The sequence below is a fragment of the Streptomyces sp. NPDC037301 genome (assembly GCF_055602785.1).
In genome coordinates this window covers 481,532-504,568 of sequence record NZ_JBVJWD010000002.1, presented here as the reverse complement: position 1 = coordinate 504,568, position 23,037 = coordinate 481,532, and the positions used below count along the sequence as shown (strand labels likewise).

At 66.7% G+C, this 23,037-nt stretch carries 18 protein-coding genes; 10 read left to right on the top strand and 8 right to left on the bottom strand.

Going from position 1 to position 23,037, the window contains the following annotated elements:
• Window positions 1-97: 97 nt before the first annotated feature.
• Window positions 98-2,542, top strand: coding sequence for a 1,4-alpha-glucan branching enzyme (gene glgB, locus ACZ7IB_RS05625; protein ID WP_470909396.1), 2,445 nt, complete (start codon window positions 98-100; stop codon window positions 2,540-2,542).
• 56 nt (window positions 2,543-2,598) lie between these two features.
• Here glgB and ACZ7IB_RS05620 read toward each other — a convergent pair whose 3' ends face one another.
• A complete protein-coding gene (locus tag ACZ7IB_RS05620) occupies window positions 2,599-3,498 on the bottom strand; it encodes an NAD(P)-dependent oxidoreductase (protein WP_470909537.1) in 900 nt (299 codons plus the stop codon).
• A gap of 138 nt (window positions 3,499-3,636) precedes the next feature.
• Here ACZ7IB_RS05620 and ACZ7IB_RS05615 point away from each other — a divergent pair, with 138 nt between their 5' ends.
• A complete protein-coding gene (locus ACZ7IB_RS05615) occupies window positions 3,637-3,948 on the top strand; it encodes an NIPSNAP family protein (protein WP_385648423.1) in 312 nt (103 codons plus the stop codon).
• A gap of 132 nt (window positions 3,949-4,080) precedes the next feature.
• Here ACZ7IB_RS05615 and ACZ7IB_RS05610 read toward each other — a convergent pair whose 3' ends face one another.
• From ACZ7IB_RS05610 to ACZ7IB_RS05600, 3 genes are all read right to left on the bottom strand, one after another.
• A complete protein-coding gene (locus ACZ7IB_RS05610; protein ID WP_470909394.1) occupies window positions 4,081-4,320 on the bottom strand; it encodes a DUF7848 domain-containing protein in 240 nt (79 codons plus the stop codon).
• On the bottom strand, window positions 4,317-4,547 hold the full coding sequence (locus ACZ7IB_RS05605; RefSeq protein WP_470909392.1) for a hypothetical protein: 231 nt from the start codon (window positions 4,545-4,547) through the stop codon (window positions 4,317-4,319). Before ACZ7IB_RS05605 ends, ACZ7IB_RS05610 begins: the two co-directional genes overlap by 4 nt.
• Before the next feature lie 94 nt (window positions 4,548-4,641).
• A complete protein-coding gene (locus ACZ7IB_RS05600) occupies window positions 4,642-5,874 on the bottom strand; it encodes a helix-turn-helix domain-containing protein (protein WP_470909390.1) in 1,233 nt (410 codons plus the stop codon).
• A 646-nt stretch (window positions 5,875-6,520) separates the two neighbouring features.
• On the opposite strand from ACZ7IB_RS05600, the gene ACZ7IB_RS05595 reads away from it, so the two are divergent.
• Window positions 6,521-7,582 (top strand): MarR family transcriptional regulator, encoded by a 1,062-nt coding sequence (locus ACZ7IB_RS05595; protein WP_470909388.1) that lies wholly within the window; start codon window positions 6,521-6,523, stop codon window positions 7,580-7,582.
• Between the two features lie 87 nt (window positions 7,583-7,669).
• Here the strand turns inward: ACZ7IB_RS05595 and ACZ7IB_RS05590 are convergent, their stop codons facing one another.
• Both ACZ7IB_RS05590 and ACZ7IB_RS05585 read right to left on the bottom strand, forming a co-directional pair.
• A complete protein-coding gene (locus ACZ7IB_RS05590) occupies window positions 7,670-8,251 on the bottom strand; it encodes a hypothetical protein (RefSeq protein ID WP_470909386.1) in 582 nt (193 codons plus the stop codon).
• A 264-nt stretch (window positions 8,252-8,515) separates the two neighbouring features.
• A complete protein-coding gene (locus tag ACZ7IB_RS05585) occupies window positions 8,516-10,177 on the bottom strand; it encodes a DUF6119 family protein (protein WP_470909384.1) in 1,662 nt (553 codons plus the stop codon).
• A gap of 213 nt (window positions 10,178-10,390) precedes the next feature.
• Here ACZ7IB_RS05585 and ACZ7IB_RS05580 point away from each other — a divergent pair, with 213 nt between their 5' ends.
• Genes ACZ7IB_RS05580 through ACZ7IB_RS05550 form a run of 7 tightly spaced genes read left to right on the top strand, consistent with a single transcriptional unit; the run spans window position 10,391 to window position 22,065 of the window.
• Window positions 10,391-12,052 carry an N-6 DNA methylase gene (locus ACZ7IB_RS05580; protein WP_470909383.1) on the top strand — a complete coding sequence of 554 codons (1,662 nt, stop codon included), beginning with the start codon at window positions 10,391-10,393 and terminating at the stop codon, window positions 12,050-12,052.
• Window positions 12,049-14,112 (top strand): type I restriction-modification system subunit M, encoded by a 2,064-nt coding sequence (locus ACZ7IB_RS05575; RefSeq protein WP_470909381.1) that lies wholly within the window; start codon window positions 12,049-12,051, stop codon window positions 14,110-14,112. Before ACZ7IB_RS05580 ends, ACZ7IB_RS05575 begins: the two co-directional genes overlap by 4 nt.
• On the top strand, window positions 14,109-15,356 hold the full coding sequence (locus tag ACZ7IB_RS05570) for a restriction endonuclease subunit S (RefSeq protein WP_470909379.1): 1,248 nt from the start codon (window positions 14,109-14,111) through the stop codon (window positions 15,354-15,356). The genes ACZ7IB_RS05575 and ACZ7IB_RS05570 overlap by 4 nt, the downstream gene beginning before the upstream one ends.
• Window positions 15,353-16,567, top strand: coding sequence for an AAA family ATPase (locus ACZ7IB_RS05565; RefSeq protein ID WP_470909377.1), 1,215 nt, complete (start codon window positions 15,353-15,355; stop codon window positions 16,565-16,567). Before ACZ7IB_RS05570 ends, ACZ7IB_RS05565 begins: the two co-directional genes overlap by 4 nt.
• Window positions 16,568-16,578: 11 nt before the next feature.
• Window positions 16,579-17,178: a DUF4276 family protein gene (locus tag ACZ7IB_RS05560; RefSeq protein ID WP_470909375.1), complete on the top strand. Its 600-nt coding sequence runs from the start codon at window positions 16,579-16,581 to the stop codon at window positions 17,176-17,178.
• Between the two features lie 5 nt (window positions 17,179-17,183).
• Window positions 17,184-20,375 carry a type I restriction endonuclease subunit R gene (locus tag ACZ7IB_RS05555; protein WP_470909373.1) on the top strand — a complete coding sequence of 1,064 codons (3,192 nt, stop codon included), beginning with the start codon at window positions 17,184-17,186 and terminating at the stop codon, window positions 20,373-20,375.
• Between the two features lie 46 nt (window positions 20,376-20,421).
• On the top strand, window positions 20,422-22,065 hold the full coding sequence (locus tag ACZ7IB_RS05550; protein WP_470909371.1) for a protein kinase domain-containing protein: 1,644 nt from the start codon (window positions 20,422-20,424) through the stop codon (window positions 22,063-22,065).
• An 84-nt stretch (window positions 22,066-22,149) separates the two neighbouring features.
• On the opposite strand, the gene trxA is transcribed toward ACZ7IB_RS05550, so the two are convergent.
• Together trxA and ACZ7IB_RS05540 are read right to left on the bottom strand one after the other, a co-directional pair.
• Complete coding sequence (trxA, locus tag ACZ7IB_RS05545; protein WP_470909369.1) at window positions 22,150-22,494, bottom strand: thioredoxin; 345 nt, start codon at window positions 22,492-22,494, stop codon at window positions 22,150-22,152.
• 3 nt (window positions 22,495-22,497) lie between these two features.
• Entirely contained in the window at window positions 22,498-22,902 is a 405-nt protein-coding gene (locus ACZ7IB_RS05540) for a MerR family transcriptional regulator (RefSeq protein WP_398634844.1), read from the bottom strand.
• Between the last annotated feature and the right edge of the window lie 135 nt (window positions 22,903-23,037).

Genomic DNA, 23,037 nt, shown 5'->3' with positions numbered 1-23,037 from the left:
CACCACCGCCCGACCCGTCCCGCCTCGTCCCTCCCCCTTTTCCGCCCTGTTCTCCGCCTGTTCCGCCCCGACAACACCCTCCGAGGAGGCTGTCCCCGTGACCGCCCGCAAGCCGTCCCGCAAAACGCCCGACGCCACCGAGGTTCCCCAAGTCCCTCTGCTCACACCGGCCGAGACGGCACCCCCCGCGGCCCCGGCCGAGGTGGACACGCCGCCCTCCTCGGAACCGGCCGCCCCGGACGCTTCGGCCAAGCGGAAGAAACCTGTGGGCAAGCGAGCCGCCGGAACCGGTGACGGCGGCCCGTCGCCGCGTCCTCGCCGGGGCGCCGGCAGTCAGGGAGTACGCCAGGCGCGCCCCCTCGACGACGGTGACCGGGGCCGGCTGCTCGCCGGTGAGCACCATGCCCCGCACGACCTGCTCGGCGCCCACATGGTCCGCGGTGGTGTGACCTTCCGGGTGCTGCGCCCGTACGCGCGGTCCGTGACCGTGCTCGCCAAGGGGCTGCGGGCGCAACTGCACGACGACGGCGACGGCCTCTTCTCCGGGCTGCTGCCGATGCCCTCACTCCCCGAGTACCAGCTCCTGGTCGGCTACGAGGACAACGAGATCGAGGTGCAGGATCCGTACCGTTTCCTGCCCGCGCTCGGCGATCTCGATCTGCATCTGATCGGCGAGGGACGCCACGAGGAGCTGTGGACCGCCCTCGGCACTCAGCCCATGGAACACCAGGGGGTCGCGGGGACCCGGTTCACCGTCTGGGCCCCCGACGCCCGCGGTGTGCGGGTCGTCGGGGACTTCAACTACTGGGACGGCACCGGCTTCCCGATGCGTTCGCTCGGCTCCAGCGGGGTGTGGGAACTGTTCCTGCCCGCGATCGGGGAGGGCGCGCTCTACAAGTTCGACATCTGCCGCCCGGACGGTTCGCACACCACACGCGCCGACCCGATGGCCCGCCGTACCGAAGTACCGCCCTCCACTGCCTCGATCGTGACGGCCTCGCACCATGAGTGGCAGGACCAGGAGTGGATGGCGCACCGTGGGGACCTACCGGTGCACGAGGCGCCGTTCTCCGTGTACGAGGTGCATCTTCCGTCCTGGCGGCCGGGACTCACGTACCGTCAGCTGGCTTCCCAACTCCCCGCTTACGTAAGGGATCTGGGGTTCACTCATGTGGAGCTGATGCCGGTCTCCGAGCATCCCTTCGGCGGTTCCTGGGGCTATCAGGTCACCGGTTTCTACGCCCCGACGTCACGCATGGGCACACCGGACGACTTCCGATTCCTCGTCGACGCGCTGCACCGGGCCGGTATCGGCGTCATCGTCGACTGGGTTCCCGCACACTTCCCGCGCGACGACTGGGCGCTCGCGGAGTTCGACGGCCGCCCGCTGTACGAGCACTCGGACCCGTCACGGGCGGCGCATCCGGACTGGGGCACGCTGGAGTTCGACTACGGGCGCAAGGAGGTACGCAACTTTCTTGTCGCCAACGCCACTTACTGGTGCGAGGAGTTCCACATCGATGGGCTGCGGGTCGACGCCGTCGCCTCGATGCTCTATCTCGACTACTCGCGCGAGGACGGTGAATGGTCCCCGAACGAGCGCGGCGGCCGGGAGAACCTGGATGCCGTCGCCTTCCTCCAGGAAATGAACGCAACCGTCTACCGGCGCAATCCGGGCGTCGTCACCATCGCCGAGGAGTCCACCGCCTGGAACGGCGTCACCCGCGCCACCCACCACGTCGGCCCCGACGGCTTCGGCGGGCTCGGCTTCGGGCTGAAGTGGAACATGGGCTGGATGCACGACTCCTTGCAGTACGTGTCGAAGGAGCCGGTGCACCGCAAGTACCACCACGACGAGATGACCTTCTCGATGGTGTACGCGTACAGCGAGAACTACGTCCTGCCGATCTCACACGACGAGGTGGTGCACGGAAAGCAGGCACTGGTCAGCAAGATGCCCGGCGACTGGTGGCAGCGGCGCGCCAACCACCGGGCGTACCTCGGCTTCATGTGGGCCCATCCCGGCAAACAACTCCTCTTCATGGGACAGGAGTTCGCCCAGGGCGCGGAGTGGTCGGAGGGGCACGGTCCGGACTGGTGGCTGCTCGACCCTTCGTACGAGGCGGAGGCGGACCACCGGGGCGTACGCACCCTGGTCGGCGACCTGAACGCGGTGTACCACGCCACCCCCGCGCTCTGGCAGCGCGACACCGTCCCGGAAGGCTTCGACTGGGTGGACGGCGGTGCGGCCGAGGACAACGCCTTCGCCTTCCTGCGCTACGACGCGCACGGCTCGCCGCTTCTCGCCGTCAGCAATTTCTCCCCGGTGGTGCGGCACGACTACCGCATCGGCGTCCCGGACGTCCTCGGTGATCAGGTCGCGTGGGCGGAGGTCCTCAACACGGACGCCGCGCGGTACGGCGGCAGCGACGTACACCATCCCGGGCCGCTGAAGCCCGATTCGGTGGCCGCGCACGGCCGGCCCGGCAGCATCCTGCTGACGCTGCCGCCGCTGGCGACGGTCTGGCTGAAGCCCGTCTGAGCCCACCCGCGGGGCCCGCGGCCGGCTCCGGGCTGCGGGCCCCCCACCATGCCCGCTCAGCCGCCGAGCGCCTCGACCGTGCTCGCCCATGAATCGGCGCCGTGCCCCTTGGCGATCGCACGGTCGGAGATGGCCTTGACCGCCTCCAGCTGAGATGTGTCCAGCCCCCTGCTGCGGGACGCGTGCAGCAGGTGATCGACACCGGCGGTCATCATGGCGAGGTTGGCACCCGCGCCGTTGTACTCCTTCGCGTCGATGTCGGCCGCCGTCCCGGCCACGATGGGCGGCAGGATGTTCACGATGGTCTGCAGATACGGGGCGATGGCGGCGGCGGGGATGCTCTCGGCCCCGGCCAGGGCGAAGGCGTGGACCAGCCCCGCCATACTGCCGTAGAAGAAGTCCAGCATCGCCATGTCGTACGCGGCCGCGAGGGCGTGATCCGGCCCCAGGAACGGGGCGCCCGCGCCGAGCGCCTTGAGCACCGCCTCGTACCTGTCGTACGCGGACTGCGACCCGGCGTAGAAGATCAGCGCCTCCGGCCCGCCGATCACCTCGACCGGCACCATGATCGCGCCCGCCAGATAGTCGAGCGCATGGGTGTCCGCCCAGACCGCGGAGGTACGGGCGCGGTCCGGGGTGTCCGAGGTGAGGTCGACAAGGACGCGTCCGGCAAGCGCGTCCGTCAGCGGATCCAGGATCTGCCGCGAGGCCTCGTGGTCGACAACACAGGTGATCACCAACTCACTTGCCCGTACGGCCTCTTCGGCCGATCCGGCCCGGACCGCCCCCCGGGCGACGAGCTTTTCACCCTTGCCCGGAGAGCGGTTCCAGATGGTGGTGCGATGGCCGGCATCCAGGAGGGCGCCGGCGAGTGCCTGGCCCATGGCGCCGAGGCCGATGACGGTGACGTCGACAGGTGCGGACGAGCTGTTCGTATGCGTGGTCATACGCACCATGGTCATCGCGGCGGATGCACCCGCCAAGAACCCACCTATTTCTCAGATACCCACCAAAAGGAAAGCATCCAGGCCAGCCGGGACTCGGGGCACACAGGCCGCCTTCGATCCTGAACCGGCATGCAGCATTATGTGGGCGTGATCACCATTCATCTGAAATACGAGATCGACGCCGACAAGCTTGAGGACTTCGAGGAATACGGCCGCCGCTGGGTCGGGCTCGTCAACCGTTTCGGCGGGACGCACCACGGCTACTTCCTGCCGAGTGAGGGCGACAGCGACATCGCGTACGCCCTCTTCTCCTTTCCCAGTCTCGCCGCGTACGAGCAGTACCGCACGGACAGCATGTCCGACCCGGAGTGCCAGGATGCCTTCGAACTGGCTCGTAGCACCCGCTGCATCAAGCGGTACGAGCGCCGCTTTCTGCGGCCGCTCGACGTCGCGTCCTAGGCCAGGGGCTGGGCTTGGACGACTGCCCCCCCCAACGCCAAGACATGGCCGTGAAATTCTTCGACGCAATCGCCGTGGACTTGCTGCCCGGTGGCATGGGCGAGGAGGCTGACAGACGGCCCAGGGACCTCATCACGAGTCCATCCACGTTCGCCAAGGCCTGGTGATCACCTCACGGTACGTATGGTGGGAGGGGCTACGCCCCGAGTGCGAGAGAGCCCAGCCCTGCGAGGCGTCCCAGTCCTCCGCTGTAGCCGAGGCCTCTCCGCAGACGATGCACACCATGGCGTACATCTGCGGTTCGGCATCCGGTTCCTGGTTCGGCGCGAGGGTCCACTGGACGTGCCTCACGATGGCCCGCGGCCCGCTCATACTCCGCGCCTGGATTCGGCGTTGAGGGCAGCGAGGCGAACGGTCAGCTCCTGGCGCGAGGAGAGCACCTCGATGTCGTCGGGCTCAGCTTCCCACGACAGTCCGCCGCTGATCGGGCGGAGCTGGGCGAACCCGCCGAGGGTGCCCATCACGACACCGAAGCGATCGGTCTTCGTGTCCTTGACTACCGCCCCGATCCGGGGCCCTGCCTGCTGGTTGTTCGCCATGCCAAAGACGCTATGCGGGCACAATGTGTCGAACCAGGCACGGTGCGTGGCATTCTCCCGGCCGCCGAGGAGGAGGCACCACGCTCCGTAGTTACTACCCGGCGATGCCCAGGTGAACTGCCATGTCACGCATGTCCGCAGTGAGGGTACGCTTCCGGCCGGCCAGGATGTCGCTCATGATGTAGCGGGCCATCTGCTGGTGCCTGAGCCACTCGGGAGAAGCCCTCCTGATGGTGTTCAGCTCGTCCATGGCGTCCTGGTGGGAGCCGAGCATCGCGTGGGCCTTGGCGACGTCAAGACGGTGCCGGTCCCAGTTGTTCGCGCTCGGCCGGCCGAACTTCTTCAGCGCCTTGCGGCTCAGAGTTCCCTCATCGGCCCGGCTGAGCACTCCGCGGGCGTCACCGATGAGGGAGAGGTCCTCGATCGCCTTCATCTCGGCCGTGACGGGCCCGAAGGTGGTCCAGTGCTCCCGGAAGTCGATGTGCTCGACGCCCAAGGCCGAGGCTGCGGTCGCAGTCATGCGCCGGGCTTCCTTGGCAACCTCGGGACGGTTGTTCCGCATCGCCGCAGCGGCTACGCGCTGACACAGCTCCCCCCAGACGGCGAGCTGGCCCGGCAATGCGTTGGACATACGCGGCTCCACCTCGGCGGCCGTGACGGTGGCGAGGTGTTCGACTTCGTCGAACCTGTCCTGCCGCAGAAGGAGCCAGCCCATACCGACGACCCCGGTGGCCGCAAGGAGAGTCTGACCGGTCTCCCTCGCATCCCTGATGCCCTGCGAGAGAGCGTGGTAGGCCATGTCGTAGCGCCGGACCTGGGTGAGGTACTTGCCCGTCAGGAGGAAGGCACTGGCTCTTACGATGGTCGCTCTCTGTCGCGGCTCCCCCGCGTCGCTGAGCACGACGGCGGCCTCGGCGGCGCGAAGGATGCCCGGCAGGCGCTTCGCGACGGAGTCGTAACGGTCGGCCTGGTAAAGGGCGTGCGAGTCGTCGATGTCCCGCCGGATAGAAGCGAGGCTGACTGCCCCTTCAGGTTCTACGAGGACCTCGGAGAGACCGACCGGCGGCATGAGCGCGCGGCGTAGTTCCATGAGGCGGACGCTGTCGCCCTCGTCCCCACGAACAGGCTCGGGAGCTGCGGTCTCGAAGAGGCTGGAGGTGGTGGTGCCAAGTGCCCTGGCAAGTATGTGAAGTGTCTCGACCCGCACACTTCCACCTTGCTCGGCTTTTCGAACGACCCCCAGAGAAAGACCCGCCTGCTCGGCGAGCTGTTCCTGACTCAGGCCGGCGCGACGCCGGAAGTTACGAATGTTCTCGGACAGCGGCATGGGATCACCTCCCTTTCAGCGTAGGCCCGTTGGCGTCGACGAGAGAACGACGTCCGTCAGTGAGTCGTCGGTGGGCGAGAAGCCGTACTTCAGGCAGATGACGGAGACGACAGTCGGCGGGCCATGCCGACGGGACGCCGTTTTGAGGAACGGCGCAGCAATTCAGTGACATCGGGTTCATCGGGTTCCCAGCTGCAACACAATACGGCCTGCTGGCCGAAAGGTTGCTCGGTGCCACGACCGGGCCGTGGCCACGCCTGGCTCCGCCGGTCGAACAGTGCTGCCCCGCAGCTCGGAACCCGAGTTCCGGGCTTCGAAGGCCGGGGGTTGAGCTCCGGGACCGGCTGATTCACTCTCTCGTGTGTACGAGGAGGGGGCGCGGCCCGACGCTTGAGCTTCGGGATCCGGGCGTCGGGTTCCGGGCTCCGGGATTCGAGCGCTCTTGGTTAACCGGCGGGTGAATGAGGGGGATTGGGGAAACCTCCCCGCCCTCCCTGACCCGTCACGGCCAGCAAGTACGACTAATCTTGACCAGCTTGCGGGGCGCCGTCGCGGCTGCTTACGGTGCCCCCAACGAAACGACCCCGACGCGGTGTTCGAAGCACCGGGCCGGGGTCTCACCCCAAGATCGACGGAGACCGATCCTGTGGCTACCCAGAACTTTAGCCCTGCCCTGCGTACGCCCGCATCCTCGCGCCCGTACGCGAAGGCCAACCCTGGCTTCGGCAAGCGAGCCGCACCGGACCAACGCCCGCCGCGCGCCGATGACTTCATGCTTCTGCCCGAGCGTGAGCGCTACATCGCCGGGTACGTCGACCACCTGCCCGACGGTGCGGCCATGGACATCAAGTCGCTGGCCAGGAGCATCCCCCTGTACGGGCAGATGGCCGTCGGTAGCGCCCTCAGGGCACTGGGAGTGGCCGGTCACCTGCGGCACGTTCAGTGCCAGGTCGAGGAGCGCGGCCAGGTCCGCTGGGTCACCCGCACCTTCTGGTCCCGCACCGCCCGCGACAACGAATGGTGGGGCGCCTTCCTAGACGCCGAGAACGACCGAGCATCCCAGGAAGCAGCCGCAACCACCACTCCCCAGCTGCCGCCCCGGGTCCCCGCGGAAGCACCCGCTCCCCAAGCCGGGGCACAATCGCCGACCCCGGCCCCCGTGACACCGGCCGAGCCCGCAGCGCAGCCCGCCTCGCCCGCTCCCGTACCCGTCGTACCGCAGCAGCGGACCCCCGAACCGGCCCCGGGGCAACCCTCACCCGCGTACCTCGCCCTGGCCCGACTGGGCCGGCTCGAACCGCGCCTGGCCCTCTCGGCCACCGACTGCGCCGTCCTGGAACCACTGGCCGCCCAGTGGTTCGCCCGGGGCGTGGACGCCAACTACCTCACCCACGCCCTCACTTCCGGCATCCCCGCCCGGGTCGACTCCCCCATCGGCTTCGTCCGCCGCCGCCTCAACGACAAGATCCCACCCCACCTGCCCACCACCCCAACACCCGCCACACCAGACACTCCCACCCGGCGCCTCATGGCCGAATGCACCGAATGCGGCACACCCGGCCACCCCGGAGCACTCCCCGACGGCCTCTGCCGCTCCTGCCGCAACCCCGACCCGGACGCCGCAAGCGAGCAGGCCACCGGAGCCAACGCCGAAAGCAACGTCCGCAGCCTCGTCGCCGAACTCCGGGGCATGCTCAAGCACCCCTGACACGTGAAGAAGGCTCAGTTGTCGCCCGCCACCCGCCTGCGCCGTTGGCCGGCTGAACAGCGGCACGGCACATTGCTTATGGCGTGACTACTTGTCCACTGACGTCCAGATACGCAGCGCCCGCTGCGCTTCATCGCTCAAGAGGGCGAGTTTGGGGAACTCATCCTCGATGATCTCCCAGTCGCAGATGAGGGCGCCGTCGATGAGCGCAGTCCACGCGTGCGTGAAGTGCTCGAAGCAGTACTGGATATGCGCTTGGTAGGCGATGACATGGCGCAACTGACGTTCGAGTCGCTTGGCTTCCGTCGCGGCCTGTTCCGGCGGCATGAGCCGCACGAATGGCGAGGGAATCGGGCCGAAGGAACGATCTGGATCGAGTACACCCGTGCCACGGTGATGCAGTTCCGTGGTGCGCAGGATCAGAGACTCGAAGTCTTCCTTCCTGGCAGCATCTGCGAGCCGCACAAACCGTTGCACGATCCGATCACAGTCGTGCGCGCGATCGATACGCCCATTCCAAGGCGTCAACTCGGCTTGCAGCCCCCTGACTTGGTCTCCGATTTCTCGAAGCTTGCTCTTCTGCCTCTGCCAGGTAGCGAGGAGCGAGTCGATACTCTCAAGCTCGTCGTCCTCTTCACCGAATGATCCCTGCTCATAGCCCTCGGTCATGATTACGCCCCCCTGTCGCGATCGCCTGGATCCGTTGATCGTACGAGAGTCCACACCTCGGCGTGCAGGCGTTTGAACACGAACAGGGCCGCCTCGCGGGCGCCGACAACTCACTGGAGGCTGCGCCTCATCACTGTCGCCCACGGCAGCAAGTACGACCGCCCACCCCTGCAACGGGCGCACCTGGACATCGCTCACGTCACACCCTGCACTCCGACCGGGCCCCCGAGCGGAGCCGACGGAACCACGACGGAGCCGGGCACATCAGGCGTAGACGGGAACGACCTCGACCTTGGCCCCCATGCCCTGCAGCGCCAACGCGGTCTGCAGGAGGGAGACCTGGGAGAAGGCGAACAACGAGTCCGCCGTGAGCGGGACGCCGCGCTTCAGGCGGATGGCGAGGACGATGGTCGGCGTGGCCAGGATGTCCTCGGGCGGCCGGTTCGGGCGCAGTTCGGCGACCCGGGCGAGGAACTTCTCCCGCACCTCGGCGTCGTAGCGCAGTGCTTCGGTGGCCGTCCGCGCCTGGGCGAACAGGTGGCTGAGACCGGAGCTTCCCTTGTCGGCCTTCTTGACCATGATGAGCTGGCCCTCGGGTCCGAGGACATCACAGATTTCGAGACCGCCGCCACGGAAGGTCTCCGTATGGACGTTCTTCTTGTCGAAGAGGTCGTAGCCGGGCTGCTTGGCTGCTTCCTTGTTGAACCAGTCTTCGTCGGTCTTCTTACCCACCGGCCACCTCGGAAGCACAACCCCGGACGGACGGTTCAGCAGTTCGGTGACGTCGTCCCGCAGCGCCTGGACGAATTCAGCGCCGATCTCGTACCAACTTCCCTGCCAGTAGAAGTGATGCGCCGCCCCGCTCCGCACTTCGGCGGTGATCCAGCGGTGTCCTGGAATCGGCGGGCTGAGGGATTCCGTGCACTCCTCGTCGGCGAACAGCTGGACGCGGACGTCCTTGAGCGTGGACAGCCGGTATCCATCAGGGCGGTCGCGGACGAACTGCCGGATGTCATCAATGTCGAGGTCGCCGACGTCGATCACGCGCGATCCACGCATGATGCGAATGGCGCGCGTCTCCGTCGCATGCGAGGCGCACTCGCCCGGGAAGTTGAGGGCGAGTCCCGGGGCATCCGGATCGCCGAGGTACTGGTCGAGCCGTTCGTTGAGCTCCCGTACGAGATCGGTCTTACCCCTGCGGCGCAATGAACGGACCCTGGCCAGGGACTCCAACCCCGGCAGTGGTGCGGGCTGGGTACAGGCGTCCTCGATGACCCGCAGATCGTTCAGGAACTGCTGCGGGGAGCGGCCCAGCGGAAGGCTGATGGAGCTGTCGGCACAGCTGACGCCGAGGCTCCGCCGGCCTGCGGACGTATGAGTAAGAGGCAGGTCGATCGCCTTTCCGGTGATCTTGCTGACGATGGAGCCGATCCATTCAGTACCGAGGTCGCGCAGGCTTCCGCCCCGAGTGGTCGAGTTCTCGTCGGTACGGCCGCGCGCGTCCATGAGGTGGCGCCGCACCAGGCTGATGCCGTCCTGGTCCAGGCAGCGGAGTGCGAACTGGAGCCCGAACCCGAGGTCCAGGCGGGCCGAGTCGATCATGTGGTGGCCCATGCCATACGTGACGGCGTAGACGGCCCGCTCAGTGCGTACAAGCAGCAGGCCGGAAGAGGTACGGCCCGCCACCTGCACATCGGCGCCCGTGAGCTCCGAAAGGACGTCGCACCATTCGGCGCGGTCGCGTGCGATGGAGCCGGTCACGAGCAACCCGACCACGCCCGCATGGTCGACGGGCATGGCGGTGAAGCCTTCCCGGCCCCTGTACCGCTCTTCCACCAGCGTATGCAGGTCGAGGTCGGGGCCTGCGGGGGCGTTGAGCCGGTACAGGGAGGTCTTGCGAGTCGCAGCCTGCTTATTGGGGGTCACGGTTGCTCCTTGACATCGGTGAGGGCGCCGCGTGGGCAGGGCGGACGCGTCGGCATCCGGGCGCGCCGGGGCACCCCTCGCTCTCGTGAGGTACCTGCCACCAGAGAGGTGCAAGCTCACAGCGAAGCCAAGAGGAGAGTGACAGGAAGTTGTTAGCACTGTCAACACGTTCACGCCTTGGCCGGCCGCATCGACACGTGTACCCTCACCGTCATGGAGGATGAGGAATCCGTTTCAGCAGCTTTCGTCACGGCGGCGCAGATCGCACGACTCGCCGGTGTCACCCGGGCCGCGGTCGCCAATTGGCGTCGGCGCCACGACAACTTTCCGGCGCCTGTCGGCGGCACAGTGGCGGGCCCGCTCTTCTCCCTCGAGGAGGTCGAGACCTGGCTGGCAGGACAGCGCAAGGGACGGGGGGTCTCGCCCGAGGTCGCCCTCTGGCAGGCGCTCCGCGCCGCCTACGGCGACGACATGACTACCGCTCTTGTCGATGTCGGCGGGTATCTGGTCAAGGAGGGGGGCAACGCACTCCAGGACAGCCTCCGCGAAGTCGTCGACCAGCTGGCTGCCGAGCGAACCGCGCCCCGGCTCTTCGAGGATCTGATCAACCGCTTCATCGCCTCGGTCGGACGCAGTGGCGCACAGGCCGTCTCGTCACCGCGGCTCGTACGTGCCTTCACGCATTTCGCAGGCCCGGTCAAGGGGCTCGTGTACGACCCGGCGTGCGGTGCCGGATCACTTCTGTTCGCGGTCTCCGGAGCGGAGGGTTCTTCCCGGGCGGGGCAGGAGATCAGTACTGGTCTGCTGCACCTGGCCCGGCTGAGGGCGCGCCTTGCCGGTGGCCATGAGACCCGGCTCGAAGCCGGCGACTCCCTCCGGGAGGACCAGCACCCCGGCCTACGTGCACAGCTCGTCGTCTGCGAGCCTCCTCTGGGCCAGACCGACTGGGGCCGGGAGGAGCTGTTGATCGACTCCCGCTGGGAGCTGGGGGCACCGCCTCGCGCCGAGGGGGACCTTGCCTGGCTTCAGCACTGCTACTCCCACACCGCGCCGGGGGGCCGTACCCTCATCGCCCTCGCGCCGTCAGCCGCGTACCGCAAGAGCGGGCGCCGGATCCGTACGGAACTCGTACGCCGTGGCGCCCTCTCCTCGATTGTGGCTCTGCCTGCAGGGCTGGCGACCAGCCACAACCAGCCGCTCCTGCTGTGGGAGCTCCGCCGCCCCTCCGCGACGGACGAAGCGGTCCGGTCCGTACGCATGGTCGACCTCACGGAGAACGATCCGGACGGCCCTCTGGAGCCGTCCGCCGGCCAAGTCGCGCACGTACCGTTGATCGACCTCCTGCGCGAGGACGTGGACCTGAGTCCGTCCGCGTACGTGACCGCTGCCCAGCCCGACTATCCGGCCGAGTACCTGGCGCTGCGTGCCGAGCTTGAGCAACAGCTGTGCGAACTGGCCGAGTTGCTGCCCAGCCTGCCCCCCGGCCCGGGGACCGGGTCGCTGGATGATTTCCCCGCAGTGGGCGTCGGCGATCTGGTCCAGGCCGGGTTGGTACATACAGAGGAGAACGAGGCCGTCTCAACGAGCGATCACCTCGATACGGACTATCTGCGCGGCTTCCTGCGCAGCGCGGGCAACACCCGCCGCAACACCTCGACAACGGGCACCCACCGGGCCGATCTGCGGGGCGCCCAGCTTCCGCAGATGGACATAGAGCAGCAACGCCGGTACGGGGCCGCGTTCCGGGACTTGGGCAAGTTCGAGCGAAGGCTCAAGGATGTTGCCAGGATGGGCGACCAGGCCGCCCACCTGGCCTACGACGGACTGACCAACGGCGCCCTGGCGCCGGACGTAACACGAGAAGGTGCCGAGTGAGCAACACCAATCAGGAACGTGCCGACTTCATCTGGTCGGTGGCCGATCTGCTGCGCGGCGACTACAAACGCTCGGAGTACGCCAAGGTCATTCTGCCGCTCACCGTGCTGCGCCGCTTCGACTGCGTGATGGAGGAGAAGAACACCCGCCAGGCGGTACGGGACCGGAACGCCTCGTACACCGGAGACCGCAAGGACGCGGTCCTTCTCGCCACCTCCGGGCTGCCGTTCTACAACACGTCGAAGCAGAGCTTCAAGACCATCGGCAGCGACGACAAGCGGGTCTACGAGAACCTCAAGGACTTCATCGGCGGCTTCTCCCCCGCGGTCACCGAGATCATCGACCGGTACGACTTCCACATTCAACAGGACCGGCTCCAGGAAGCCGGGCTGCTTTACCAGGTGGTTCAGAAGTTCGCAGGTATCGACCTGAGCCCGAAGAGGGTCAGCAATCACGACATGGGTTACGTGTTCGAGGAGTTGATCCGCAAGTTCGCGGATGCCTCGAACGAGACGGCCGGTGAACACTTCACCCCGCGTGAGGTGGTCAAGCTGATGGTCGAGCTGCTGCTGGGCCCCGACGATGCACTGATCCGTCGCCCCGGTCAGGTCATCGACATCCTGGACCCGGCGTGCGGCACGGGCGGCATGCTCGCCGCAGCCGAGGAACACATCAAGGACATCAAGCCGGGCGCCCGGGTCAATCTTTACGGGCAGGAGATCAACGCCGAGTCGTACGCGATCTGTCGCTCCGACATGCTCCTCAAGGGGCACGCCGCGGACAACATCCGGCTTGGCAACACGTTCGTTCGCGACTGGCACGAAGACCGCAAGTTCAGCTACATGCTGGCCAATCCTCCTTTCGGTGTGGAGTGGAAAAAGGCGGAGGGGGCCGTCAAGGAGGAACACGACCGCGGCTTCGACGGCCGGTTCGGGGCGGGCCTGCCGCGCATCAACGACGGTTCTTTCCTCTTCCTCCAGCACATGCTCCACAAGATGGCCCCGATGAAGAAGGACGAGAACGGGGATGAGGTGGGCGGGTCACGCATCGCCATCGTCTTCAACGGCTCCCCCCTCTTCACCGGGGGCGCCGGATCCGGCGAGTCCGAGATCCGCCGCTGGATCCTGGAGCACGACTACCTGGAGGCCATCGTCGGCCTGCCGGACCAGCTCTTCTACAACACCGGCATCTCGACGTACTTCTGGATCCTGAGCAACCGCAAGCCCAAGCATCGCGAGGGCAAGGTCGTGATGATCGACGCACGTGGTGAGTGGGTGAAGCGGCGGAAGTCCCTTGGCGAGAAGCGCAAGGAGATCTCCGATGAGCAGATCGGCGGCATCAGTGCGATGTACCGCGACGCCGAGCAGATCGCGGCAAACCCGGATCACCGGGACCACGCCAAGGTGAAGATCCTCCGCAACGAGGAGTACGGATACAAGCGCATCACCGTGGACCGGCCTCTGAAGCTCCGCTTCGAGATCACCGAGGACACGTTGGATGAGCTTGCTGCGTCTGCATCGCTGCAGAAGGTGCTGGGCGACAAGTCGATGGAGCCGGATGAAGTCGCGCGGCGGCAGGCTGAGTTCGTGGCTGCGCTCAAGCCGCTGATCGGACAGGTGTGGTCGAAGAAGACCGACGCATGGGATGACCTGCACGCGGCAGTCACGGCAGCCGGCCTGATCTGGCCGTCGGGCGCGGTGTTCCAGAAGGCGCTGCGGGACGCGGTGGGTGTACGGGATCCGGAGGGCGAAGTCCAGTACGCGAAGGGCAAGCAGCCCGAGCATGATTCGGACCTCCGCGACGCGGAGAACGTGCCGATGGACCGGGACATCGACGAGTACGTGGCGGAGGAGGTCACGCCGCACGTCGAGGACGCGTGGGTCGCGGAGCTGAAGAACCCGAAGACGAAGCTGACCGAGCGGTACAAGGTGGGCTACGAGATTCCATTCACGCGGCACTTTTACGTGTACGAGCCGCCGCGGCCGTTGGCGGAGATCGATGCTGAGTTGAAGTCGCTTGAGGCGGAGATTCAGGCGCTGCTCGGAGAGGTGACGGGATGACCTACGCTTCCGTGCCTTTGAAGGCCCTCGCCCTGGACGCCCAGACCGGGCCCTTCGGGTCTCAACTTCATTCGGATGAATACATCGAAGATGGAATCCCGATTATCAACCCATCCAACATCGCGGATGGAAGACTCGTTGCGGATCGAAAATCAACAGTCGATGCAGAAACCGCCAGTCGACTCGCGGTTCATAAACTACGCCCAGGCGATCTGGTATTCGCACGCCGTGGTGAACTCGGTCGCGCTGCCGTGGCCGCAGAAAAGGAGGCGGGGTGGTTGTGCGGCACTGGGTCACTCCGAGTGCGCCTCAAAAAAGAAACACTTGACCCTTCCTTCACCCGCTACGCGCTGCAGAGCGCCGAGGTTCGAAGCTACTTCGAACAACGAGCTGTAGGTAGCACCATGGGTAATCTCAATACGGAAATTGTGCTCGGCCTTCCATTCCCCAGACCTTCAGTGGATGAGCAGCGCCGCATCGCCACCTTCGTCGACGCTGAGACCGCCCGCATTGACAAGGTACGCAATGCCAAGGTGCAGCAGCTCGCCCTCATCCAAGAGCGATGGGAATCGGGAATTCACCATGCGCTCACACGCGATGACGCAGAGATGGTTGAACTGCGCAGGATGGGCGTACGCGTCACAACAGGGCCATTCGGCACTGTATTCAACGCAGCTGAGTACGCGGATGACGGAATCCCCATGATTAACCCGTTGCACATCAGGAATGGAGAGATCACTCCAGACCGCCATCATTCTGTCTCACAAACGACAGCAGACAGACTGTCTCGGCACCGCCTCAGACAAGGAGATCTTGTTGTGGGAAGGAAGGGAGACCTGGGACGTTCAGCAATCGTGCGAGGATATCAGGACGGATGGGTATGCGGCAGCGACTGCATCGCTTTGCACCCGTCACTAGATCGCATCCGCCCCATGTTCCTGGCGTACGCGATGCGCTCTCAATTCATCCGTTCGCAGTTGCTCTCACGTTCCCTAGCTGCCACAATGCCCAGCCTCAACGAGGGGAACCTTTTGTCGCTGCGCATTCCAAGCTTTTCCCAGGAACGGCAAGATCAAGTCATTGATCAAATGCACAGTGCGCACGTTTGGACCACTCGCGCTGTCAAGGTGATGCAAGCTCAGCTCATCCTTCTCGCCGAGCGCCGCCAGGCCCTGATCACCGCCGCAGTAACAGGCCAGATCGACGTGAGCACCGCCAGCGGGCGAGGTATCGATCCCTCATGACCGAAACCGCGAACCCCACCGTCCCCTTCATCACCCGCGTACGCATCGAGAACTACAAGTCCATCGCCCACTGCGACGTCGAGCTCGGTCCCTTCACCGTCCTGCTCGGCCTGAACGCCGCGGGCAAATCGAACTTCCTCGACGCCCTCCGGTTCGTCCGCGACGCCGTGAGCCGGGGCCTCCCCGAGGCGGTCGGCGAGCGAGGAGGTCTGCAGGACGTCCTGCGGCGGGTTCCGGAGGCCGCCGAGGCCTGCACCATCGCCCTGGAGTTCCGTGTTCCGGAACGCTCCGACGACACCGTCCTGGCGGGACGCTATGAGATCACCTTCGGATACGCCCCCAGCTCGGAACAGGGGTATGTCGAAGCCTGGATCCAGCGCGAGTACTGCGAGATCGGCCCGGCCGGCGGTCCTCCTGAGACCTGGTTCCAGGCAGAGAACGCGGACTTCGAAGAGCCCACGACAGGGCGTACGGGAAGGGTGCGGCCAGGCGAGCTGTATCTGCCGCTCGTGAGTGCCGGCAGCGAGACCTACGGGCGTCTGCGTGACGCCCTCTCGGGCATGTTCTTCTACGAGCCCGAGCTCTGCGCGCTCCGCGATGCAAGACCGGTTGTCCGGTCGGGCGTACTCGCCGAGGACGGTGGCCACCTCGGCAGCGTGCTGGGGCTTCTCGATCCTGTGATGCGTGAGCGTGTCGCCGCGTACGCGGGAGCGATCGTGCCGCAACTGACACAGGTCGGCCCGTCCACCGAGGACGGCGACTACATCGCAGCCAAGATGACGTTGTCGGTCGGCCCCGATGCCCGGCCCATGGAATTCCGGGCGGAGTCCATGTCCGAGGGGACCATCCGGGCGATCGGCCTGCTGGCGGCGCTCTTCCAGCCGGGGGCTCGCGACGGACGGCTCCCCCTCGTGGCCGTGGAGGAACCGGAACTCGCACTTCATCCCAGCGCTGCGGGGGCCCTGTTCGACGCGCTCACCGAGGCGAGTCTGCATACCCAGATCCTCGCGACGAGCCAGAGCTCCGAACTCTTCGATCGCAAGGAAGCAGACCTCGACGCCATTCGCGTAGTCGTCGTGCAGGACGGTGTCACGGCCGTGGGTCCCGTGGATGACGTCAGTCGGCGGATCGTCCGCAACGGCCTGGCCACGGTCGGCGACTTGCTGCGCTCCGATCAGATGGTTCCGCAGCCGCCACGAACGGAGAGCTGAACATGGGGCGGATGACCATCGCCTCCGTGGTGGAGGGCGAAGGAGAGCTGTCGGCGCTGCCGACCCTCCTGCGCAGACTGACGCACGAAGCGGGGGTCTGGGATGCGAACATTCTCAAGCCCTACCGGGTTGGGCGCGGCCGCCTGATCCAGCAGGGTGGGCTCGAAGCGTCGGTCGATGCTCTGGCCGACCGTGTCCCGGCGGACGGCTCGGGCGGTGTCCTCATCGTGCTGGACGCCGACGACGACTGCCCGGCGGCCCTGGGGCCGTCACTGCTGGAGCGGGCGACCGCTGCCCGCCCCGACCGGCGCACAGCCGTGGTTCTGGCACAGCGCGAGTTCGAAGCGTGGTTCATCGCGGCCGCGCCCACGCTGGGCGGGTGTCGCGGCCTGCCGCACGGACTCGAGGTGCCCCCGGACTGCGAAACCCCTCGGGACTGCAAGGGGTGGCTCACCCACCATCGCGTGGACGGGCGGCCGTACAAGCCGGTCGTCGACCAGGCCGCGCTCGCGGAGGCCTTCGACATGGCGATGGCGCGTGCCAACTCACCCTCATTCGACAAGTTCTGCCGTGACGTCCACTACCTCATGACCGGGAAGCGAGAGGCCTGACCTCCATGGCGCGCAACGACACCGAGGAAGCCTTCGAGAACGCCGTGGAGGACGGGCTGCTGACCCACGGCTGGCACAAGGGCCTGTCCAACACGTACAACCACGACATCGGCATCGACACCGCTGAACTCGCCACCTTCCTCGGCGCCTCGCAGAACGATGCCTGGTTGCGCCTGCGGGCCGAGTACGGCGAGAGCGAGACCGCGTCCATCCAGCGGTTCGCCAAGCGCGTGGCGGAACAGATCGACAAGCGCGGCGTGCTCGACGTGCTCCGGCGCGGTGTGAACGACCGCAACGTGAAGATCCAGCTGGCCTACTTCCGGCCCGCTCATACGCTGGCCGCCGGGGCTCTGGACCAGTACAACGCCAACCGTCTCACCGTCGTCCGGCAGTTCCACTACTCCTCGAAGAGCCCGGCCAAGTCTGTGGACCTGGCGCTGTTCGTCAACGGCATTCCCACCGCTTCCGTCGAGCTGAAGAGCCACTTCACCGAGCAGAACGTCGAACATGCCATCCGGCAGTACCGCAAGGACCGCGATCCGAAGGAGCTGTTCTTTACCAAGCGCAGCCTCGTCCACTTCGCGGTGGACCCTCAGTTGGCGTTTCTGACCACCCGCCTGGCCGGTACGAAGACCCGGTTCCTGCCGTTCAACACCGGCACCGGGGGGCCCGGTGCAACCGGCGGTGCGGGCAACCCGTCGAAGGTGGCGGACGGGGCATACCCCGTCTCGTACCTCTGGGAGCAGATCTGGGACCGCGACAACTGGCTGGAACTGCTTGAGCGTTACCTGCATGTCGAGGACGAGCAGGCGAAGGCCGGCAAGTCACCGTCGCACCGTCCCGGCAGCGCTCACACGCAGCCGCTGATCTTCCCGCGGTTCCATCAGTGGCACGCCGTGCGGGAACTCACCGCGCACGCGGGACTGAACGGCGCCGGGGAGAACTACCTCGTCCAGCATTCGGCCGGCTCGGGCAAGTCCAACACCATCGCCTGGCTCGCGCACCGCCTGTCCTCCCTGCACACCCCGGAGGACCCGGCCCAACTCGGGGAAGCCGCACGTGACAAGGGGATGGAACCGAACCAGCCGGTCTTCGACAAGGTCGTCGTGATCACCGACCGCCGGGTGCTGGACAAGCAACTCCAGGACACCATCTATCAGTTCACGCACACCCCCGGTGTCGTCGTCCGGATCGACGAGGACTCCACCCAGCTCGCCGAGGCACTGACCGGCGCCACCGCGCGCATCGTGATCACCACGCTGCAGAAGTTCCCGTTCATCCTGAAAAAGGTCGGCGGACTCGGCAAGCTCCGCTATGCGGTGATCATCGATGAGGCGCATTCCTCCCAGGGCGGCGACGGTTCGGCCGCGCTCAAGAAGGCGCTCGGTGCCAAGGCCGTGGACGCGGACGGCGATCCCCTGACCGCCGAGGCGCTCGCCCGTGGCAGGCAGCCGAACATGTCCTTCTTCGCGTTCACCGCGACGCCCAAGTCCAAGACGTTGCAGCTCTTCGGCACGCCGGACCCGGCCACCGGTCAGCCGGGCCCGTTCCACGTGTACTCCATGCGCCAGGCCATCGACGAGGGCTTCATCCTCGATGTGCTGGGCACGTACACCACCTGGGGCACCTACTTCAAGCTGCAGAACGACGCGGCCGAGCAGGTCGAGCAGCAGGTGGATCCACGCAAGGCACGCTCCAAGCTGGTGCGGGCCGCACTACTGTCCGAGGCCTCGATGGCGCAGCGGGCAAAGATCATGGTGGACCATTTCCGCTCGCACAGCGCCGACAGGCTGGGCGGACGGGCCAAGGCCATGGTCGTCACCCCCAGCCGCGAGCACGCGGTCCGCCTCTACCAGGAGATCCGCAAGTACGTGGACGAGCGCGGCGCCACGGACTGTGCCGCCCTGGTCGCGTTCTCCGGCGCGCTCACGCTCGACGGCGTCGAGTACACCGAGTCGAAGCTCAACGGCTTTCCCGAGAAGGAACTGCCGGGCCGCTTCGGATACGTACGCGTCGACGATCCGAATCCGCCGTCCGTACCCAAGGCCGAGTACCGCATCCTCGTCGTCGCGGAGAAGTACCAGACGGGCTTCGACCAGCCGCTCCTGACAACGATGTACGTGGACAAACCGCTCGCCAATGTGGCCGCAGTTCAGACACTTTCGCGCCTCAACCGTACGCATCCGGAGAAGTCCCAGGAGGATCTGTTCGTTCTGGACTTCGCCAACAAGCCCGAGGTGATCCTCGATGCGTTCCAGAAGTACTACGAGGCGTCGCTGACCGAAGAGATCGAGCCCAACCTGCTGTTCGACCGGCAGGACGAGGTCATGGCGTACCAACTGCTGGTGGAAGCCGACATGGAGGCGCTCGTCAAGGCGTACTTCGGCGCATTCGACGAGGGCCGGGCCTCCGAGGACCGCGTGAAGAAGGCCCACGCCCGGCTCTACCAGTACACGGCCCCGGCCGTGGACCGCTTCAACGGGCTCGCAGCGAACGAGCCGGACAAGGCCGAGGAGTTCCGCAGGGCGCTGGAGTCGTATGTGAAGGCCTACGGTTGGCTCTCGCATGTCATCGGCTTCGAGAACCGTGAGCTCGAAAGGCTCTTCCAGTACGGCCGGTTCCTGCTGCGGCGGCTGCCCCGCCCGGACGGCACCGCAGCCGCCGACATAGGCGAGACCGTGCCGAGCCACATGCGGATCAAGCAGACCGGCACACCCGAGCTGAAGCTGGATGCCGTCGGCGCGCAGGTGTTGCCGGGGCTTCCGGAGGCGGCCGGTGCGGCCGTCGAGATCGAGGAGAAGTCTCTCGCCGAGGTCATCCAGTCCATCAACGACGAGCTGGGAGCGGAGCTGTCCACCACGGACCAGATCCTGCTCGGCCAGTTGGTGGTCTCGATCGCCGAGAACCCGGACATGCAGGAGATCGGCCTCCACCAGGACGAGGAGACGTACGGGCGGGAACTGGCCAAGGAGATGGATGACTTCGTCATCAAGCAGGCACAGTCGAACGATGCTCTGATGGTGCGCTACTTCGACGAGGACCACGTGAACCGTCTGTTCAGGCGGGTCGCAACTGCTCAGTCCTACAACCTGATCCGTCGGCCGGCACGACGTGAGGCGGACCGGCTGGCCACCGCCGAGCGGGCGGCGGAGCTGAAGAAGAGCGGAACCCGGCGAGCGGAACCCTTCACGCCGTAACCTGCACGGACGGCCAGCACATCACCACGAGGGGGAGGCGTGCCACATGGGGGACTCGGCACCGGGGCAGGGCGCTACAGAGCAAGGGAGGGCGCTCGCGGGACGGTACCGCCTGCACGCTCCCATCGGTTCCGGCGGCATGGGCGAGGTGTGGCACGCCTATGACGAGAGTCTTGACCGTCGCGTCGCGGTCAAGATGATGCTTGCCGAGCAGCCCTCCCCGTACGCCGCCGCAGTCCAGAACGCGGCCCACCATGAGGCGCTGGAGACCCGACGTCAGCGTTTCCTCCGTGAGGTACGCACGACCGCCGGGCTCCACGAGCACCCCGGTCTCCCGGCGGTCTACGACACAGGGGTCGACGAGGGCACCGGGCGGCTGTATGTGGTGATGCAGTTACTGAAGGGGCGTGAGGTACAGACCCTCATCGACGAGACGGATTACGACTACGAACAACTGCCATTGGCCTGGGCTGCGGCCATCGGGGCACAGATCGCCTCCGCGCTGGACGAGGTCCACCACCACGATGTCGTACACCGTGACATCAAACCGGCGAACCTCATGCTCACGCCGGGAGGGGTGGTGAAGGTCCTCGACTTCGGTGTCGCGGCACTCCTCGGTTCGGGGGCCAATCCTCATCTGACGCAGGAGGGGATGACGGTGGGCACCCCTGCCTTCATGTCCCCGGAACAGAGCTTGGCCAATGCGGTCGGTCCGGCGGCGGACATTTATGCGCTCGCCTGTGTGCTGCACCAACTGCTCACCGGCCGGACCCCTTTCACCGCAACCGTCGATCGGTCCCTCACTTGGCACCATGTGCACACGCCGCCCCCGCCGATCAGGGGGATTCGGTCCGATGTGCCCGCAGACATCGAACAGCTTCTGCTCCGTATGCTGCACAAGGACTCCGAGCAACGCGTGCCGGCTGCGGCCGTCTACGAAGCATTGCTGCCCCTGGCAAGCCAGGGTGCCCCGTTCGGAACCCCGCGTCTGCTGACGGCCGACGGTCTGGAACTCGACCCATGCACGCCTTTCACCCGGCCGTTCGGCGGATCGGTACGCCGCAATTCCGGCGGAGGCCGGGCCTACGTGCCGACGGTGCTCGATGTTCCTGCGGAGGCAGGTCCCTCTCTCTCGCCGCTGACCGACGCGGAGGCCGATGAGGCGGCAGGGCGTGCAGAGGAGCTGGCCCTGAAAAAGCAGTTCACGCAGGCCGCGGATGTTCTGGTTGCCGCCTCAGACCGGGCCACGGACGGCAGACTGGCGGAGTACCTGAATCTCTCCCTCGCGCATGTGAAGTTCCTCGCGGGAGCACACCGGGAAGCTCTCAGACTCTTCGAACAGACCGCGGAAGAAATCGGCCGACGATTCGGCGATGACGACGCAGAAGCACAGCAGTGCCGCTTTTACGCGGCCCAGTGCCGTATGGAACTCGGGGAGACCACCGCCGCCGTCGCTGCTTTCGGCGCCTACGTCCAGCAGACCCCGGACAAGGACGATGAGATGGCCATCGACCGCTATCTGGAAGCGCTCGCGCACATCATGCGCCTGGAGGCCGGATCGGAGCGCTTCTCGCGGGCGCGCACCGCCGCGATCAGGCTCCGGGACGCGACCGGCCGGTATCGCGGACCGGACGCGCCCGGACTCACCGAGATCGACGGTTTCATCAAACGCCTGGAGCGTTTCGAGTAGGTGCAGGCCGTAGAGGCCGCCCGAGGGCGGCCTCTACGGTTGCGCGCTGCTCTTCCCTGTCCGGACGTACGCCCCGGCCCGTTCTCACACCGTCTCGAACACGTCCTCCAGCTCCTGGAGCAGCCTGCGCTTGGGGCGGGCGCCCACCATCGACTTCACCGGCTCACCGGAGCGGAACACCATCAGGGTCGGCGTCGAGAGCACCGCGTACCGGCTCGCGATCCCCGGGCTGGTGTCGACGTCGAGCTGGACGATCTTGATGCGCTCGGCCTCCTCGGCGGCGACGGCGCTGAGCACGGGGGCGAGCTGGCGGCACGGGCCGCACCAGTCGGCGGTGAACTCGACCAGTACGGGGAGGTCTGCCCCGAGCACCTCCCCGTCGAAGGTGGTGTCGGTGACCTCGGCCACGCCCTCTGCTGCATGAATCATCTGTCATCCTCCCAGTTCACAACGTGGTTCCGGACCGCCGGGAAGCTCTGCCGCGGCCTCCAGCTCGGCCCTCGCGAGCTGTGCGCCCACCTGGGCGCGTACCGCCTGGAGCTGCTCGATGAGCGAGTCGAGCTCGCCGAGCTTGCGCCGGTAGACGGCGAGCGAGGCGGGGCAGGCGTCACCGGCCGGGTGGCCGGCGCGCAGGCACTCGACGAACGGCCGGGTCTCCTCCAGTTCGAAGCCGAAATCCTGGAGGGTCCTGATCTGCTGGACCAGGCGCAGATCGTCCTCGTCGTACGCCCGGTACCCGTTTCCGGCCCGCCGCGCAGACAGCAGTCCGCGTGACTCGTAGTACCGCAGAGTCCGCGTGGTCGTCCCGGCCCGTTCGGCCAGCTCCCCGATTCGCATGTCTTCGACCGTAAACCTTTACGCGGACGTCAAGGCAAGCACGAAGGGGGGGGGGGGGGGGGGGGGGGGGGGGGGGGGGGGGGGGGGGGGGGGGGGGGGGGGGGGGTGTGCGCCGAGGGTGTGGTGCGGTCCGGG